Consider the following 16072-nt stretch of genomic DNA (forward strand, 5'->3'; position numbering starts at 1 on the left):
GGGCTGGCTACACACCTACAACCACCACCGCGGCCACACCGCACTCGCCGGCAAACCACCCACCAGCCGCGTCCCCAACCTCACGGGGCAATACACCTAGGGATTAAAACCGGGCAGCCGGTCGTTGCTTGTATTCAGCAACGACTTTCGAGGAGGCCCCATGGCGCGCGCGATCAGGTTCGACGAGTACGGCGACGTGGAGGTCCTCCGGGTCGAGGACGTGCCGAAGCCGGCGCCGGGCCGGGGGCAGGTGCTCGTCGAGGTCCGCGCGGCCGGGATCAACCCGGGTGAAGCGGCCGTACGGAAGGGACTGTTCCACGAGCGCTACCCGGCGACGTTCCCTTCGGGGCAGGGCAGCGACTTCGCCGGCGTTGTCGCTTCGCTCGGCGAAGACGTCGAGGAGATCGCCGTCGGCGACGAGGTGATCGGCTGGGTCGACACCCGCTCGAGCCACGCCGACTTCGTCGTCGCGGAGGCTTCGAACCTCACGCCGCGGCCGGACGGGGTGCCGTGGGAGGTCGCCGGCTCGCTGTTCGTCGCCGGGACCACCGCGTACGCCGCGGTGGGCGCGGTGTGCCCGCGGGAAGGGGAGACGGTCGTCGTCTCGGGTGCCGCCGGGGGCGTCGGCTCGCTGGCCGTGCAGCTCGCGAAGCTGTCCGGCGCCACGGTGATCGGCCTGGCCGGTGAAGCCAACCACGCGTGGCTGCGCGAACTCGGCGTGATCCCGGTGGCCTACGGGGACGGCGTCCTCGGGCGGATCGGGGAAGCCGCGCCGGACGGCGTCCACGCGTTCGTCGACACCTTCGGCTCCGGATACGTCGAACTGGCCCTGCACCTGGGCATCCACCCGGGGCGGATCGACACGATCATCGACTTCGCCGCGGCCGCGAAGTACAACGTCAAGACCGAGGGCAACGCGGCCGCGGCGTCGGCCGACGTGCTGCGCGAGCTGAGCCTGCTGGTGGGCAAGGGACTGCTGGAGGTGCCGGTCGCGCGCGTGTACCCCTTGGACGAAGTGCGGGCGGCCTACCGGGAACTGGAGAAGCGGCACACGCGCGGCAAGATCGTCCTGCGGCCGTAGGTCAGACGACGGCCACGGCGTCGATCTCGACGAGGAACCCCGGCGCGAGGCCGGCGACGACGTGGACCGTGATGGCCGGCGGCGGGTCGGCGCGGTTCCAGACCTGCCGGAAGGCGGCCACCCCTTCGTCGAAGGTGTGGCCGTCCACCACGGCGATGCGCCAGTGCACGATGTCCGCCAGGGTCGCGCCCTCGCTCTCGAGGATGGTCGCGAGGTTGCGGAACGCCTGCAGGGCCTGTTCCCCGACGGTGGGGCCGACGATCTCGCCGTCCGCGTCGACGCCGTTCTGGCCGCCGATGTAGATCGTCTTCGCGGGCTGTTCGACCACGACGGCCTGGCTGAAGGCCGGGCTGCGGTGGAGCCCCTCGGGGTTGACGTGCCGGACGGCCATCGGGAGCCCTCTCTGCCGACGTGGGTGCGTGACGCCAGTCATAGCGGCCGGCCGCGAACGGGCGCAACCGGCTACGACTTCGCCTTGAGACCCGCGAGGAAGGTGTCGAGGGCGAAGTCGAGGCGTTCGGCCGCCGTCTCGGCCGAGAAGAACTCGCCGATCCGCAGCATGTTCGGGAACGCCTCGGCGGGCAGCGAGCGCATGTAGTCGACCATCTGCCGGCCGCGTTCGGTGACTTCGTCGGCGTCGATCTCGCCCCAGGTCCAAGCGCTCGCTTCGTACGCGTACGCCTTCGCGTAGAGAGCCAGCGCGTCGCCCGCGAAGGTCGCTTGCTTGGGTTCGAGGCCGCCGGCTCGCAGCAGGGCCAGCATCGCTTCGCCCAGGCGCAGGGAACTGGGCGTGATCGGCACGGCGATGTCCCACGCCACGCGCGCGATCCCGGGGTGGGCGACCATCACCCGGATCTGGGCGCGGACGAGGTCCTTCACCTGCTCGTCCCAGTGCGCCGGGTCGGGCTCCGGCAGCGGCACGTCGGCGAGCACGGCGTCGAGCATGAGCTCCGCCAGTTCGTCCTTGTTGGAGACGTGCGCGTACAGCGACGCGGGTCCTGTTTCGAGCTCCTGCGCGATCCGCCGCATGGTGACCGCCTCGAGGCCCTCCTTCGCCAGGACGTCCAGCGCCGTCTTCACGACGAGCTCCTGGGAGAGCGCGGGTTTCGCGGCGCGGCGGCCCGGGGGTCGGCGCCACGGCGGCGGGGGAACGGTCACGCGAACACTGTACTTGACGCGAACAGCGTTCGTATGTAGAACGGTGTTCGTCCAACGAACGCCGTTCGAAACGAGGAGCTCATGACCACTGCCGAAGCCGACGTCCGTGCCGTGCTCGACCGGCTCACCCAGGCCTGGAACGACGGCGACGCCACCGCCTACGGGCGGCTCTTCACCGAAGACGCGGACTACGTGACGTTCTTCGGGCTGAACTTCCCGGGCCGCGAAGCGATCGAGGAGTCGCATCGCGCGTTGTTCGAAGGCCCGCTCAAGGGCTCCAAGCTGACCGGCCGGCTCGGCGCGGAGGCGAAGGTGCGGTTCGTCCGCCCGGACGTCGCCGTGGTCGTCGTCGGGGGCGGCTCATCGCTGACCGGCGCGGACACCACGGACGAGGGCCGCGAGTCGACCGTGAGTTTCGTGCTCGTCCACGAGGGCGGCGAGTGGCTGATCACGGCGTTCCAGAACACGCGCGTCTCGGATCCGCGCTCGTGAAAACGCTTGCGGAGGCGAGCGGGGCCGTCGCGCGGCCACCCGGCGAAGTGTTCGAACGCCTGCTGCGCGCACTCTCCGGAGGCCCGTATCCGATGCGGGTGGACGTCGACCGCGAGCGGGGGTTCATCGCCGTCCAGGGCGGCTGGTGGTACCGCGGCGAGTACCGCGTAACGGCTGCTCGAGACTGTCGGTGCCCACCGGTAGCGTGGAAAACGGGGGCTGCTCAGCCAGGCGCCGGCGCGTGCGTCGAGCACCGGGTCGTCAACGCGGCTTCGCGCGGGCGCTGGGCCGTGCCCCTGGCGAACCGGTTCTTCCTGGGGTTCCGGGCGAAGACGGCCGCCGGTTTCGCGTCTCTCCTCGACGAGCTGGGTACACCTGAGTAGCCGTGCGCCGGTTTCCGCGCGTAGGGTGAGTTAGGCAAGCCTTAGCGAGTCTTGGAGTGGTGATGGCTGAAGCACCCCGGCGGTCCGGGCGTCCCGCGGTGCGGCTGCGGGTGCTGCGCAGCGAGCGCCTGACCCCGCACATGATCCGGATCGTCGCGGGCGGCGAGGGCATCGCCGAGTTCACACCCAACGCGTTCACCGACGCCTACGTGAAGGTGCTGTTCAAGGTGCCCGGCGTCGAGTACCCGGAGCCGTTCGACGTCCAGGAGTGCCGCGCCACGCTGCCGCGCGAGCACTGGCCGCGGATGCGCTCCTACACGGTTCGCGCGTTCGACCCGCAGGCCGGCGAGCTCGTCCTCGACTTCGTCCACCACGGCGACGAGGGCATCGCCGGCCCGTGGGCGGCCTCGGCCCGGCCGGGCGACGAACTGCTGCTCTCCGGCCCTGGCGGCGCGTACGCGCCGGGCGCGGAGGCGGACTGGCACCTGCTGGCCGGGGACGAAAGCGCGTTGCCGGCCATCGCGGCGTCACTCGAAGCGCTCCCGGCCGGTGTCCCCGCCCACGCGGTGATCCTCGTCGAGAACGCGGAGGAGGAGCAGCCGCTGGTGACGAAGGCGGACGCGCAGATCACGTGGCTGCACCGGGCGTCCGGTGGCGACGTCGCTTCGGCGGTGCGTGCGCTGCCGTGGCGCGACGGCGTCGTGCAGGCGTTCGTGCACGGCGAGGCCGGGTTCGTTCGCGACCTGCGCCGGTACCTGCTCGACGAGCGCGGCGTGCGGCGCGAGCTGCTGTCGATCTCGGGGTACTGGCGCTTCGGGAAGAACGACGAAGCCTGGCGCGAGGAGAAGGCGGCCGAGCGGGCGCGGGAGAAGTAACCTCGCCGCATGGCGGAACTCGAGGTGGACGTCGACCCGGCCGAAGCCGGGTTCGACGCGGGCCGGCTCGCGCGGATCGGTGCCCATTTCGATCGGTATGTCGAGAACGGACGGCTGCCGGGGTGGCTCGCGGTGGTGCGCAGGCACGGCCGGATCGTGTACCTCGGGAGCGGCGGGCACCGCGACGTCGAGGCCGGTCTGCCGGTCGAGACCGACACCCTGTGGCGCATTTTCTCGATGACCAAGCCGGTCACGTCGGTCGCCGCGATGATGCTCGTCGAAGAAGGCCTGCTGGAGCTGGACGACCCGATCTCGCAGTGGCTGCCGGAGTTCGCGTCGCCGCGGGTGTTCGTCAAGGGGTCGGCGCTCAAGCCGTTCACCGAACCCGCTCGTGAGCCCATCCGCGTGTGGCACCTGCTGACGCACACGGCGGGCCTCACCTACGGCTTCCACCACGGCCACCCGGTGGACGCGATCTACCGGGCGGCCGGCTTCGACTGGGGCACACCGCGGGGTCTCGACCTGGCCGCGTGCTGTGCGCGGTGGGCGTCGCTGCCCTTGCTCTTCCAGCCCGGCGCGGAATGGAACTACTCGGTCGCGACGGACGTGCTCGGCCGCGTGGTCGAGGTGGTTTCCGGGCTGCCCCTGGACGAGTTCTTCGAGTCGCGGATCTTCTCGCCGCTGGGCATGGCGGACACGGGTTTCGTGGCTTCGTCGATGTCCCGCCTGGCGGCCCTCTACGTGCCGGACCCTACTTCCGGCCGCGCGGTGCGGAACGACGCGTTCGGCCGCCTGGGCACGTGCCGCCCGGACTGCCTGTCGGGTGGCGGCGGCTTGGTGTCGTCGGCGGCGGACTACGGCCGCTTCACGGAGATGCTCCTGCGCGGCGGCGAACTCGACGGCGTGCGGCTGCTGTCCCCGCGCACGGTTTCCCTCATGGCGAGCAACCACCTGCCCGGCCACGTGGACCTGGAGGCCTACGGGCGGCCGTTGTTCGCCGAGATGCCGTTCGACGGCCACGGGTTCGGCCTGGGCTTCTCGGTGCTGGAGGACCCGGTGAAGGCGAGGACGTTGTCGTCGGCAGGCGAGTTCGCCTGGGGCGGCGCGGCTTCGACGGCCTTCTGGGTGGATCCGGACGAGGACCTGACGGCCGGGTTCTACACGCAGCTGCTGCCGTCGAGCACCTACCGGCTCCGGCCGCAGCTGCGGCAGCTGGTCTACCAGGCGCTGGTGGACTGAGCTTCGCTCAACAGGACCTCGGCTTCCGCCAGGCCTTCCGCGATCACCTGACATCCGCCCGCGTCGTCCAGGAGCTCCGCCACCGGGCGGTTGTCCGCGAAATACACCGCCGTGAAGCGGTCGAAGCCGCGGGCCAACGCCGCTTCGCCCAGCAGCCGGACCAACGCCGATGCCAGGCCCGCGCGGCGCCATGCCGGGTCGACCGCCACCGCGATCTCCGCCACTCCCGGTGTCCTCGTGGCTTCGTACCGGGCGATCGCCACGCCTCGGTCCGCGAACGATCGGGCCACCAGGGCGAACCGGCGCTGGTAGTCGAGTGCGGTCAGCCGTTCGAGGAGGCGCGGGGTCACCCGGGGCGCCGTGCCGCAGAACCGGCGGCGCAGGGTGACCGGGTCCGCGGTGCGGATCGCCTCGCCGAGCTCCGGGGCGTCCTGCCGGGTGAGCGGGCGGATGGTCACGACCCGGCCGTCGCGCAGCCGGATCGTGCGGTCGTATCCCTTCGGCGGTTCCGTCACCGGGTCACCATAGCGGCGCCCGGCCGGTCGCCCGATCGGGCGAGTGCGGCCGCCGCGCCGCGAGTACGTTGGGAGAAACGGATTTCCGGGGGGAAGGGCGGCCATGCGGCGGATCGGGATCGTCGGAGCGGGGCAAGCGGGATTGGTCCTCGCGATCGGGTTGCGGCAGCTGGGGTACGACGTCACGGTGTTCGCCGAGCGGCCGGCGGACGAGGTCCGCGCCGGACGGCTCGTCTCCAACCAGTGCCTGTTCCACCCGGCGCTGGCGCGCGAACGCGAACTGGGCATCAACTTCTGGGACGGCGAAGCGCCGCCGGTCGGCGAAGTCGCCTTCGCCGCGGCGGGCCCGCCGGGGAGCACCGAGCCGTCGATGGCCTGGCGTGTCGCGCTCGACCGGCCCGCCCAGTCGGTCGACCAGCGCGTGAAGGTCTCCGATTGGCTGGCGGAGTTCGAACGCCTCGGGGGCGACCTGCGGATCCGCCGGGTGGTCCCGGACGAACTCGACGAGTGCGCCCGCGAGTTCGAGCTGCTCGTGGTCGCGGCGGGGCGCGGGCCGCAGTTCGACGCGCTCTTCCCGCGTGACGACGAGCGTTCGCCGTATCGCGAACCCCAGCGCGCGATCGGGGTTCTGTACGTAGCCGGGACACTGGACGCCGTCCCCGGCCTGACGTTCGGGATGTCCCAGGTCGGCGAGTTCTTCCTGCTCCCGGTGCTTTCGGTGCACGGTCCGGTGCACGGCATCGGCTTCTTCGGCGTGCCCGGCGGCCCGATGGACGTCTGGGACGACGTCACCGACGTCGGGCACCACCACGAGACGGCGCGGAAGCTGCTGCGCGCGCACTATCCGTGGCAGGCGGCCCTGCTCGACGACGCGTACCCGGTGGCGCCGACCGAAATGCTGCACGGCCGGATCACCCCGGTGGTCCGCCGGCCGGTGGGCACCCTGCCGTCCGGGACGAAGGTCCTCGCGATGGGCGACACCGCGGTGACCAACGACCCGGTCGGCGGCCAGGGCGCCAACATGGCCGCCCGCGCGGCGCGGGCGTACCAGGAGGCCATCGTCGAGCGCGGCGACCGGCCGTTCGACGAGGAGTTCATGCACGACGCCTTCGCCCGCTACTGGCACCACGCCCGGCACGCCACGCGCTTCAACAACGACCTCCTCGCCCCGCCGCCGGAGCACGTCCTGGCCACTTTGGACACCGCGCAGCGCGTGCCGGAGGTGGCGCACCGCTTCGCGCACCTTTTCGAGAACCCGGCCGACTACGAAGGCTGGCTCGGCGATCCCGAAGCGGCGATGCGGTACCTCCGGGAGGCGACGGCGCTCACTGCCGGCAGCTGAGGCGGCGAGGGACTTTGGGCCCGGCGACGGGGACGAACAGCTCTTTCGGCGCCCCCGGCCCCCGCGCAGACTCGGTGCGTAACCCCGACACCGAGGGAGGACCCCATGACGGTCGACAGCCCGGCCACGAGGAAGGCCGAGAAGTTCCGCGGCCAGGAACTGGTCGCGCGGGTCAAGGAGCTGATCCACCAGGGCAACGTGCGGCGGATCCGGGTCAAGAACGACGAAGGTCACCCGGTCTTGGAGATCCCGGTCACCGCGGGCGTCGTGGCCGCGATCGCCGCTCCGGTGGTCACCGCCATCGGTGCGATCGCCGCGCTGGCCAAGGACTGGACCATCGAGGTGGACCACACGGTGACGCCGCCTCGGGAACCCGCCGCGGAGAAGAAGCCCGAAGAGGCCGCAGGCGAGTGAGTTCCGGGTGCCGCGGGGGACACCCGCGGCACCCGATCGCTCAGCCGAACGGTCCGCGGTCGGGAGCGCAGAGCGTGCCCGGGGCGCGCACCGCGCCGGTCACGAAGTAGTCCTCCAGCGACTTGTCGATACAGGCGCTCTTTCCCCGGGAACCGTGGCCGTACGTGTCGAGGCTCAGCAGGCGTGCGTTGCCGAGCAGGCGTTCGGTCCGTTGCGCGCCGGCGTAGGGCGTCTCCAGGTCGCCCCGGCGGTTGGCGAGCAGGAGGATCGGCGCCGTCGGGCGGTGCCACGGTCCGGCGTAGCGGCCCGTGTCCGTGACCTCCCACGTCGCACACGGCAGCGTCTTGTAGACGTCGTACGCCCCGAAGCCGCGGGCGACGCGGTCCGCGCGACGGGCGTAGTCCCACCAGACGGCCGGGTCCCGCGGGTTCGCCGCGTCCGAACACAGGGTGGCGCCGCCGCCCAGCAGGGAGTCGACGTCCGGTGGTCCGCCCGGCGAAGCCGGAGCACGGGCAGCCGGGTCGGCCAGGGCCTGCAGGAACGCGGCCAGCTGCGGCGCCCCCTGCGCGTCGGTCAGGTAGTCGTGGATCCGGGCGATGGCGCCCTGGTAGGTGACGACGACCTGCTGCCCGGCCGTGTCGGTGACCGTGATCGGGCCGCGCTCGAGCCGGTCGAGAAGCGCGGTGTAGTCGAAGGCGCAGCGGGCCGCACAACTGTCCAAAAAGGATTGAAGGGCTCGCGGGGCATCCGAGAAGCCTTGCAGGCGGTAGCTCATCGGGCCCGGGCCGGTCGACCAGCGCACCGGGTCGTCGACCGCGTCGAGGGCCAGCGAGCCGACCTTGCCGGGGAACAGGTTGGCGTACGTCTCGCCGAGGTACGTGCCGTACGACTTCCCGTAGTACCGCAGCTTCGGCTCGCCGAACGCCGCGCGCAGCCGGTCCAGGTCGCGGGCGATCGTCCCGGTCGACAGGTGGTTCGCCAGCGGGCCCGCGTTCCGCTCGCAGAGGTCCGTGACCGTCCGGGTGTCCGCGATCTGCCGCTGTTCGGCCTCGTGCGTCAGCGGGAACGTGCCGAGGGCTCGTCGCAGGACTTCCAGCTGTGCCGGATCGGTGAAGCAGTGGATCTTCGAGCTGGCACCGACGCCGCGCGGGTCGAACCCGACGATGTCGAAGCGCCGGTGCAGCTCCGGGGTCAACGCCGGCGCGAACCGCCCGGACGAGCCCGGTCCGCCTGGGTTGAAGAAGATCGTGCCCAGCTTGTGGGCCTGGTCGGTGGCAGGCAGACGGGCGACGGCCACGCGCACCGAACCGGCCGAAGAGTCCTGATAGGACAGTGGGACGTCGAGGTGGCCGCAGTCGTAGCCGGTGGCGCAGGAGGCTTCCCAGACGACTCCGGCGGGGCTCGCCGCGGCCGCGGGTGCGAAGGCGCCCGCCATGAGCACGGCGGCCCCCAGGGCCGGCGCAACACGAAGGTTCATCTCCCGATCGTCCCGTCACCAGGACCGGGGGCGCGCTGGTGCGCGCCCCCGGAACCGGGGTAGGGCGGCCCCTACGTGGTGAGTTTCGGGATGACCTGCGCCCCGTAGGACGCCAGCGTCGCCTCGCGGTCGTCGTGCATCAGGTACAGCGAGAACTGGTCCACGCCCAGCTCGGCCAGTTCCTGAAGCCGTTCGACGTGGGAAGAAGCCGGCCCCAGCAGGCAGAACCGGTCGACGATCTCGTCCGGGACGAACTCCGTCGACGGGTTGCCCGCCTTGCCGTGGTGGCTGTAGTCGTAGCCCTCGCGCTCCCGGATGTAGTCCGTCAGCTCCCGCGGTACGGCCCCCGACGAGCCGTACCGCGCCACCAGGTCCGCGACGTGGTTGCCGACCATCCCGCCGAACCAGCGCAACTGTTCGCGCTGGTGCGCCAGGTCGTCGCCGACGTACGCCGGGGCCGCGACGCAGATCGTGATGCCGCCGGGATCACGCCCGGCGGCCCGGGCCGCGTCGCGGACCGCGCCGATCGTCCAGCGGGCGATCGCCGGGTCGGCGCACTGCAGGATGAAGCCGTCGGCGTGCTCGCCGACGGTCTGCAGCGCCTTCGGCCCGTAGCCGGCCATCCACATCTCGAGCTGCCCGTTGCGGACCCAGGGGATCTGCACGGTCTTCTCGTTCATGGTCACCGGGCGGCCCTCGGCCAGGTCCTTGACCACGTGCATGCAGTCGCGCACGGTGGCCAAAGTGGACGGTGGCTTGCCGACCACGCGGTGCGCCGAGTCGCCGCGGCCGATGCCGCACACCGTCCGGTTGCCGTACATGTCGTTGAGCGTGGCGAACGTCGACGCCAGCACCGACCAGTCGCGCGTGCCCGGGCTGGTCACCATCGGCCCGACGATCATCGACGACGTGGCGGCCAGCACGGCCGAGTAGATGACGAACGGTTCCTGCCACAGCACGCAGGAGTCGAACGTCCAGCCGTAGCGGAACCCGGCGTCCTCGGCGTCCTTCATGAGCCGCACGACGTCCCGCGCGGGCGGATCCGTCTGCAGCACGATCCCGAAGTCCATGACCCGCTCCTAGTTGAGGTACTGGTTCAGCGAGCGGGACAGGAACTTGCCGTGGGACGTCGACCCGGTGAACCCGTCGGGCGACACGACGACCCGCCCCCGGGACAGCACCGTGTGCACACGCCCGGTGATCTCGAACCCTTCGTACGCCGAGTAGTCGACGTTCATGTGGTGCGTCGCGGCCGACAACGTCTGTGTCGCCGCCGGATCGTAGATCACGATGTCCGCGTCCGACCCCGCCGCGATGACGCCCTTGCGCGGGTACAGCCCGAACATCCGCGCCGGCGTCGCGGAGCACGTCTCGACCCATCGCCCGAGCGTCAGCTCACCCGCGACGACGCCCTGGTGCAGCAGGTCCATCCGGTGCTCGACGCCCGGCATCCCGTTCGGGATGGCCCGGAAGTCGCCGCGGCCCATTTCCTTCTGGTCCTTGAAGCAGAACGGGCAGTGGTCGGTCGACACCACGGACAGGTCGTTGGTCCGCAGCCCGCGCCACAGGTCGGCCTGGTGCGACTTCTCCCGCAGCGGCGGCGAAGCGACGTACTTCGCGCCCTCGAAGTCCGGCTTCGCGAGGTCCTCGATGGACAGGTACAGGTATTGCGGGCACGTCTCCGCGAAGACGTTCTGGCCGTCGTTGCGCGCCTCCGCGACCGCCGCCAGCGCTTGCGACGCCGACAGGTGCACGATGTACAGCGGCGAGCCGGTCACCTTCGCGAGCTGGATCGCCCGCGACGTCGCTTCGCCTTCCAGTTCCGGTGGACGCGTCAGGCCGTGCTGGACCGGGTCGATGTTCCCGGCCGCGAAGGCCTGCGCCGCCAGCTGGTCGATCGCGATGCCGTTCTCCGCGTGCATCATGATCGTGGCGCCGATTTCGCGCGCTTTCTGCATGGCCAGCAGGATTTCCCCGTCGGTGGAGTAGAACACCCCGGGGTAGGCCATGAACATCTTGAAGCTGCCGACGCCGGCGTCGACGCAGGCTTCCATCTCCTTCAGCGACTGGTCGTTGACGTCGGAGACGATCATGTGGAAGCCGTAGTCGATCGCGCAGTTGCCGTCGGCCTTGCTGTGCCACTTGTCCAGTGTGGACAGCAACGACGTGCCCTTGGCCTGGACGGCGAAGTCGATGATCGTGGTCGTGCCGCCCCACGCCGCGGCGGTCGTCCCGGTCGAGAACGTGTCGACGGAGTGCGTGCCGCCGAACGGCATCTCCATGTGCGTGTGGGCGTCGATCCCGCCGGGCAGCACGTACTTTCCGGTGGCGTCGATCGTCTCGTCGCCGGTCAGTGTCCCGGGCGCCCCGACGGCGGCGATGGTCTCGCCGTCGACGAGGACGTCAGCCGAAAAAGCACCCGACGGCGAGACGACCTGGCCACCGCTGATGAGCGTGGTCATCAGGCCTCCGCGAGGGGGCCGTAGGTGTCCGGACGGCGGTCGCGGTAGAACGCCCACGTGTTCCGGACCTCCTCGAGCAGCGACAGGTCCAGATCGCGCACCACGACCTCGTCGTCGGTGTCGGACGCGGCGTCGCCGACGAGCTGCCCGCGCGGGTCGACGAAGTACGTCTGGCCGTAGAAGTCGTTGTCGCCCAGCGGTTCCACGCCCACCCGGTTGATCGCGCCGACGAAGTACTCGTTCGCCACCGCGGCCGCCGGCTGCTCCAGCTTCCACAGGTACTGCGACAGGCTGCGGCTGGTCGCCGAGGGGTTGAACACGATCTTCGCGCCCGCCAGGCCGAGGGCCCGCCAGCCCTCCGGGAAGTGCCGCTCGTAGCAGATGTAGACGCCGATGCGGCCGACGGCGGTGTCGAACACCGGGTAGCCGAGGTTGCCGGGGCGGAAGTAGAACTTCTCCCAGAACCCCTTGACCTGCGGGATGTGGTTCTTGCGGTACTTGCCGAGGTAGGTGCCGTCGGCGTCGATCACCGCGGCGGTGTTGTAGTAGACGCCGGGCTGCTCGACCTCGTACATCGGCACGATCAGCACGACGCCGTGGCGCTCGGCCACCTCCTGCATGAGCTTCGTGGTGGGCCCGTCCGGGATGGCCTCGGTGTAGGAGTAGTAGTCGGCGTCCTGCACCTGGCAGAAGTACGGCCCGTAGAACAGCTCCTGCAGGCAGACGACCTGGGCGCCCTGGGAAGCGGCGGTGCCGATGTGGTCGACCGCCGCCTTGATCATGGACTCCTTGTCACCCGTCCACCGCTGCTGGATCAGGCCGGCTCGAACCACGCTCACTGATTTCCTCCTTCGTTGTGGACAAGGGCAGGGACAGGGCGGCGAAGACGACGAACGCGCCGACCAGGCCGACCACCCAGTTGTAGTCGTAAAGGGGCTTGAGGATCGGGATCAGCCCGGCGTCGGGGAACGGCCCGCCGTACGCGCCACCGACCGCGAGAAGGGCTCCCACCAGCGTCGCGACCAGCGCGCGCCAGTTCCAGCCGCCGCTGAACCAATACACCCCATCGGGTGTGTAGAGGTCCCTCAGCTTCAGCTTCGTGCGGCTCACGACCCAGTAGCCGGCGACGAGCACCCCGGCGACCGCGCCGAGCAGGCCGCCGTAGAAGCCGAGCCAGGCGAAGATGTAGATGTTCGGGTCGGAGTACAGCCGCCACGGCTGGATGAGCACGCCGATGACTCCGGTGATCCCGCCGCCGATCGCGAACGTGATCCGCTTCGGGAACGCGTTCGAGAAGTCGTAGGACGGGCTGACGACGTTGGCCGCCAGGTTCGCCGAGATCGTGGCGAGCACCAGCGCGACCAGCGCGACGACGACCACGACCGGGCTGGAGAACTTGTCGGCCAGCTGCGCCGGGTCCCAGATGTCCTGGCCGTAGAGCACGTGCCCGCCCGACGTCGTCAGGATGGCCACGATCGCGATGAAGGTCATCGTCGTCGGCAGGCCGAGGATCTGGCCGCGGACCTGCTTGCGCTGGCTGCCGCCGAAGCGGGTGAAGTCCGGCATGTTCAGCGACAGCGTCGACCAGAACGCGATCATCGCCATCAGGGCCGGCGCGAACACCTTCCAGAAGTCCGGGCCCCAGCCGAGCTTGCCGCCGTCGGACAGGATCGGGCCGAGCCCGCCCGCCTTGACCAGCACGTACCCGAGCATGATCAGGAAGCCGACGGACACCAGCGGCGCCGTCCAGTTCTCGAACCGGCGGACCGCCTCCATGCCGCGCCAGATGATCAGCATCTGGCCGATCCAGAAGACCACGAAGGACAGCCACAGCGTCCAGTGCTGGCCGGCGACCACGGCGGAGTCACGCCACCACGAGCCGAGCAGGCGGCCGAGGATGACGTAGATGGCCTCGCCGCCGACCCAGGTCTGGATGCCGAACCAGCCGCAGGCGATGAACGCCCGCAGCAGCGCGGCCAGGTTGGCGCCGCGCAGGCCGTAGAACGCGCGGGCGAACACCGGGAACGGGATGCCGTACTTGGTGCCGGCGTGGCTGTTGAGCAGCATCGGGACGAGCACGATCAGGTTGCCGATCGTGATCGTGATCAGCGCCTGCACCCAGTTCATGCCGAGCGCGATGAGCGACGCGGCCAGGGCGTAGCTGGGGATGTTGTGCGCCATCCCCATCCAGAGCGCGAAGTAGTTGTAGGTGGTCCAGGTCCGTCGTTCGACGGGAACGGGGGCCAGCTCCTCGTTGAAGAACCGGCTGCCTTCGAGAGACCGGACGCCGGCGGGGTCGAGCTCGACCCGGCCGTCGTCGTGCACGCGCTGGTCTGCGGGTGTCGGCGCCATTGCGGAATCCTGCGCGCCAGGTCAGCGCCGGTGCAACGGCAGTCTGTTCACTCTTCGCTGATCAGGAGTGCAGTCTGTCGATTGCGCGAAGGGGTGCCGGAGTGCATGACCTGGGTCACACATCCGGCCGTCATGAACCGGCAAAGAGGGTGAAACGTCTCCACAGGATCTTCACACTTCACGCGAACCGTCTCCACCGGGGGTGCTTAGGGTCGTGGTCATGGAACTGGGTGGGCGGCGGGTGCTCGTCGTCGAGGACGACGTCACGATCGCCGCGTCGATCGCGGCCCGGCTGCGGGCCGAGGGGTTCGGGGTGGACGTCGTCCACGACGGACCGGCGGCGGTCGAGGCGGACACCGCGTCGGAGCCGGACCTGGTGGTGCTCGACGTGATGCTGCCAGGGTTCGACGGCCTGGAGGTCTGCCGCCGGATCCAGGGCCGCCGCCCGGTGCCGGTGCTGATGCTGACCGCGCGGGCCGACGAGACGGACATGCTGGTCGGTCTGGGGGTCGGCGCCGACGACTACCTCACGAAGCCGTTCTCGATGCGGGTGCTCACCGCCCGGGTGCACGCGCTGCTGCGGCGGGTCGAGCGCTCGTCGCTGGTGGCGGACACGCGGATCGTGCTCGGCGACCTCGAAATCGACGTCGACCAGCGGCGCGTCGCCCGGGCCGGGGTCGCGGCGCAGCTGACGCCGATCGAGTTCGACCTGCTGGTGCACTTCGCGCGGCGGCCGCGGGTGGTGCAGCCGCGCGAACGGCTGCTCTCGGAGGTGTGGGACTGGGACGTCCACGGCACGTCGGCGGGGACGCGGGCGGTGGACAGCCACATCAAGGCACTGCGGCGGAAACTCGGCGCGGACCTGATCCGCACGGTGCACGGCGTCGGCTACGCGTTGGAGGCGGGCTCGTGAACCTCGTACCGCGGCCGCTCGATCGGATCCGGTCGATCAAGCTGAAGCTGGCGATCCTGATGGTCGCCTCCGGCGGGGTGGCGTTCGCGTTCTTCAACTGGCAGATCGGCTGGCTGCCGCCGAAGACGACGGTGACGGCGATGGTCCTGGCGCTGGTGTTGTCGCAGGTCCTGGCGCACGGGATGACGCGGCCGCTGAGGGAGATGACGGCGGCGGCGCGGGCGATGGCCAAGGGGGACTACAGCCGGCGGATCCGCGCCACCACCCGCGACGAGGTGGGTGAGCTGGCGCAGGCGTTCAACCAGATGGCGGGGGACCTCGGGGACGCCGATCGGCAGCGACGCGAGCTGATCGCGAACGTGTCCCACGAACTGCGGACGCCGATCACGGCGTTGAGCGGGGTGCTGGAGAACCTCGTCGACGGCGTCGAGGACCCGGACCCGGCGACGCTGAAGACGGCGCTGCAGCAGACCGAGCGCCTGGCGACGCTGGTGGACGAGCTGCTGGACCTGTCGCGGCTGGACGCGGGGGCGATCCCGCTGCACAAGACGTCGTTTTCGCTGTGGTCCCTGCTGTCGGAAGTGGTGGGGGAGGCGGCGTTCGCGGGCCGCGGGGTGACGTTCTCGGTGTCGGTCGCCCCGGAGGGCGCGCTGGTGACGGCGGACCGCGGCCGGCTGTTCCAGGTGGTGGCGAACCTGCTGGAGAACGCGGCCCGCCACGGCCCGGCGGGCGGTGAGGTGCGGGTGCTGGCCCAGGTGCGGCCGGGGGAGGTCCGCATCGACGTCTGCGACGAGGGACCGGGCATCGCGCGGGCCGACCGGGAGCGGGTGTTCGAGCGGTTCACCCGCGGTGAGCGGCCTTCGGGCGGGGGCACGGGCCTGGGGCTGGCGATCGCCCGGTGGGCGGTCGAGCTGCACGGCGGGACGATCGGGGTGGTGGATCCGGCGCCGGGGACGGGCAGCCGGATCCGGGTGACGCTGCCGGCTTAGTCCCCGCGGCCCGGGTGCCGCGAATGACTCATTCGCGGCGCCGGGTGTCCCGAATGAGTCATTCGCGACCTTCGGGCAGGGGGCGGCCGGTGCTATTCGCAAAAGTGAACGCACGATGCGAGGAGGGGTGAGATGCCCAAAGGGCAGGTCGGTGGTGGCGGGGTGCCACGGGGTAAGCGCTCGGCGGTGAGGGCCGCGGGAGTAGCGGCCGCGGGCGCGGCGGGGGCAGGGGTTGGTGGGGGGTCGGCGGTGGCCGGGGGCGGGGTGCGGGCGGGTGGGGCGGGGGTGGCTGCGGGTGGGGTGCGGCCGGGGGTGGCTGGGGTGGCGGCGCCGGTGGGCGGGACGGGTTCTGGGGTTGGCGGGGATTCGGTAGCCGCGGG

General features: G+C 70.9%; 17 protein-coding genes. 9 read left to right on the forward strand and 8 right to left on the reverse strand.

Annotated features, from left to right (window positions below):
- Window positions 1-160: 160 nt before the first annotated feature.
- Entirely contained in the window at window positions 161-1081 is a 921-nt protein-coding gene (locus AB0G28_RS43515) for an NADP-dependent oxidoreductase (RefSeq protein ID WP_361103631.1), read from the forward strand.
- 1 nt (window position 1082) lies between these two features.
- Here AB0G28_RS43515 and AB0G28_RS43520 read toward each other — a convergent pair whose 3' ends face one another.
- A complete protein-coding gene (locus AB0G28_RS43520; protein ID WP_361103633.1) occupies window positions 1083-1472 on the reverse strand; it encodes a RidA family protein in 390 nt (129 codons plus the stop codon).
- A 71-nt stretch (window positions 1473-1543) separates the two neighbouring features.
- The gene (locus AB0G28_RS43525; protein ID WP_361103691.1) at window positions 1544-2149 is read right to left on the reverse strand and encodes a TetR/AcrR family transcriptional regulator; all 606 of its coding nucleotides are present in this window, start codon (window positions 2147-2149) and stop codon (window positions 1544-1546) included.
- 171 nt (window positions 2150-2320) lie between these two features.
- Here AB0G28_RS43525 and AB0G28_RS43530 point away from each other — a divergent pair, with 171 nt between their 5' ends.
- The 4 genes from AB0G28_RS43530 to AB0G28_RS43545 all read left to right on the forward strand — a co-directional run bounded on the left by AB0G28_RS43530 (window position 2321) and on the right by AB0G28_RS43545 (window position 5228).
- Window positions 2321-2731, forward strand: coding sequence for an SgcJ/EcaC family oxidoreductase (locus AB0G28_RS43530; RefSeq protein WP_361103635.1), 411 nt, complete (start codon window positions 2321-2323; stop codon window positions 2729-2731).
- Window positions 2728-3114, forward strand: coding sequence for a hypothetical protein (locus AB0G28_RS43535; RefSeq protein WP_361103637.1), 387 nt, complete (start codon window positions 2728-2730; stop codon window positions 3112-3114). Before AB0G28_RS43530 ends, AB0G28_RS43535 begins: the two co-directional genes overlap by 4 nt.
- 62 nt (window positions 3115-3176) lie before the next feature.
- A complete protein-coding gene (locus tag AB0G28_RS43540; RefSeq protein ID WP_361103639.1) occupies window positions 3177-3989 on the forward strand; it encodes a siderophore-interacting protein in 813 nt (270 codons plus the stop codon).
- A gap of 9 nt (window positions 3990-3998) precedes the next feature.
- The gene (locus AB0G28_RS43545) at window positions 3999-5228 is read left to right on the forward strand and encodes a serine hydrolase domain-containing protein (protein WP_361103641.1); all 1230 of its coding nucleotides are present in this window, start codon (window positions 3999-4001) and stop codon (window positions 5226-5228) included.
- On the opposite strand, the gene AB0G28_RS43550 is transcribed toward AB0G28_RS43545, so the two are convergent.
- The gene (locus AB0G28_RS43550; RefSeq protein WP_361103643.1) at window positions 5207-5743 is read right to left on the reverse strand and encodes a GNAT family N-acetyltransferase; all 537 of its coding nucleotides are present in this window, start codon (window positions 5741-5743) and stop codon (window positions 5207-5209) included. The two genes, AB0G28_RS43545 and AB0G28_RS43550, sit on opposite strands and share 22 nt — an antisense overlap.
- Before the next feature lie 103 nt (window positions 5744-5846).
- Here AB0G28_RS43550 and AB0G28_RS43555 point away from each other — a divergent pair, with 103 nt between their 5' ends.
- Window positions 5847-7085, forward strand: a complete 1239-nt coding sequence (locus AB0G28_RS43555) for a styrene monooxygenase/indole monooxygenase family protein (protein ID WP_361103645.1) — start codon at window positions 5847-5849, stop codon at window positions 7083-7085.
- Window positions 7086-7190: 105 nt separating this feature from the next.
- Window positions 7191-7499 carry a DUF4342 domain-containing protein gene (locus AB0G28_RS43560; RefSeq protein ID WP_361103647.1) on the forward strand — a complete coding sequence of 103 codons (309 nt, stop codon included), beginning with the start codon at window positions 7191-7193 and terminating at the stop codon, window positions 7497-7499.
- Between the two features lie 40 nt (window positions 7500-7539).
- Here AB0G28_RS43560 and AB0G28_RS43565 read toward each other — a convergent pair whose 3' ends face one another.
- From AB0G28_RS43565 to AB0G28_RS43585, 5 genes are all read right to left on the reverse strand, one after another.
- Complete coding sequence (locus AB0G28_RS43565; RefSeq protein WP_361103649.1) at window positions 7540-8976, reverse strand: alpha/beta fold hydrolase; 1437 nt, start codon at window positions 8974-8976, stop codon at window positions 7540-7542.
- A 71-nt stretch (window positions 8977-9047) separates the two neighbouring features.
- Entirely contained in the window at window positions 9048-10046 is a 999-nt protein-coding gene (locus AB0G28_RS43570; RefSeq protein WP_361103651.1) for a TIGR03842 family LLM class F420-dependent oxidoreductase, read from the reverse strand.
- Between the two features lie 9 nt (window positions 10047-10055).
- Entirely contained in the window at window positions 10056-11438 is a 1383-nt protein-coding gene (gene hydA / locus AB0G28_RS43575; protein WP_361103653.1) for a dihydropyrimidinase, read from the reverse strand.
- Entirely contained in the window at window positions 11438-12220 is a 783-nt protein-coding gene (locus tag AB0G28_RS43580) for a nitrilase-related carbon-nitrogen hydrolase (RefSeq protein ID WP_361103693.1), read from the reverse strand. Before AB0G28_RS43580 ends, hydA begins: the two co-directional genes overlap by 1 nt.
- 10 nt (window positions 12221-12230) lie before the next feature.
- Window positions 12231-13790 carry an NCS1 family nucleobase:cation symporter-1 gene (locus AB0G28_RS43585; protein ID WP_361103655.1) on the reverse strand — a complete coding sequence of 520 codons (1560 nt, stop codon included), beginning with the start codon at window positions 13788-13790 and terminating at the stop codon, window positions 12231-12233.
- Between the two features lie 220 nt (window positions 13791-14010).
- Here AB0G28_RS43585 and AB0G28_RS43590 point away from each other — a divergent pair, with 220 nt between their 5' ends.
- Together AB0G28_RS43590 and AB0G28_RS43595 are read left to right on the forward strand one after the other, a co-directional pair.
- The gene (locus AB0G28_RS43590; RefSeq protein WP_361103657.1) at window positions 14011-14703 is read left to right on the forward strand and encodes a response regulator transcription factor; all 693 of its coding nucleotides are present in this window, start codon (window positions 14011-14013) and stop codon (window positions 14701-14703) included.
- On the forward strand, window positions 14700-15692 hold the full coding sequence (locus AB0G28_RS43595) for an ATP-binding protein (RefSeq protein ID WP_361103659.1): 993 nt from the start codon (window positions 14700-14702) through the stop codon (window positions 15690-15692). Before AB0G28_RS43590 ends, AB0G28_RS43595 begins: the two co-directional genes overlap by 4 nt.
- The last annotated feature ends 380 nt before the right edge of the window (window positions 15693-16072 follow it).

Source organism: Amycolatopsis sp. NPDC021455, from assembly GCF_040640995.1.
Lineage (GTDB): Bacteria > Actinomycetota > Actinomycetes > Mycobacteriales > Pseudonocardiaceae > Amycolatopsis.

Excerpts from the sequence above, each read along its gene's own strand:
- AB0G28_RS43515 (WP_361103631.1), top strand. The coding sequence starts at position 161 with ATGGCGCGCGCGATCAGGTTCGACGAGTACGGCGACGTGGAGGTCCTC.
- AB0G28_RS43520 (WP_361103633.1), bottom strand. The coding sequence starts at position 1,472 with ATGGCCGTCCGGCACGTCAACCCCGAGGGGCTCCACCGCAGCCCGGCC.
- AB0G28_RS43530 (WP_361103635.1), top strand. The coding sequence starts at position 2,321 with ATGACCACTGCCGAAGCCGACGTCCGTGCCGTGCTCGACCGGCTCACC.
- AB0G28_RS43540 (WP_361103639.1), top strand. The coding sequence starts at position 3,177 with ATGGCTGAAGCACCCCGGCGGTCCGGGCGTCCCGCGGTGCGGCTGCGG.
- AB0G28_RS43545 (WP_361103641.1), top strand. The coding sequence starts at position 3,999 with ATGGCGGAACTCGAGGTGGACGTCGACCCGGCCGAAGCCGGGTTCGAC.
- AB0G28_RS43555 (WP_361103645.1), top strand. The coding sequence starts at position 5,847 with ATGCGGCGGATCGGGATCGTCGGAGCGGGGCAAGCGGGATTGGTCCTC.
- AB0G28_RS43560 (WP_361103647.1), top strand. The coding sequence starts at position 7,191 with ATGACGGTCGACAGCCCGGCCACGAGGAAGGCCGAGAAGTTCCGCGGC.
- AB0G28_RS43565 (WP_361103649.1), bottom strand. The coding sequence starts at position 8,976 with ATGAACCTTCGTGTTGCGCCGGCCCTGGGGGCCGCCGTGCTCATGGCG.
- AB0G28_RS43570 (WP_361103651.1), bottom strand. The coding sequence starts at position 10,046 with ATGGACTTCGGGATCGTGCTGCAGACGGATCCGCCCGCGCGGGACGTC.
- hydA (WP_361103653.1), bottom strand. The coding sequence starts at position 11,438 with ATGACCACGCTCATCAGCGGTGGCCAGGTCGTCTCGCCGTCGGGTGCT.
- AB0G28_RS43580 (WP_361103693.1), bottom strand. The coding sequence starts at position 12,220 with ATGATCAAGGCGGCGGTCGACCACATCGGCACCGCCGCTTCCCAGGGC.
- AB0G28_RS43585 (WP_361103655.1), bottom strand. The coding sequence starts at position 13,790 with ATGGCGCCGACACCCGCAGACCAGCGCGTGCACGACGACGGCCGGGTC.
- AB0G28_RS43590 (WP_361103657.1), top strand. The coding sequence starts at position 14,011 with ATGGAACTGGGTGGGCGGCGGGTGCTCGTCGTCGAGGACGACGTCACG.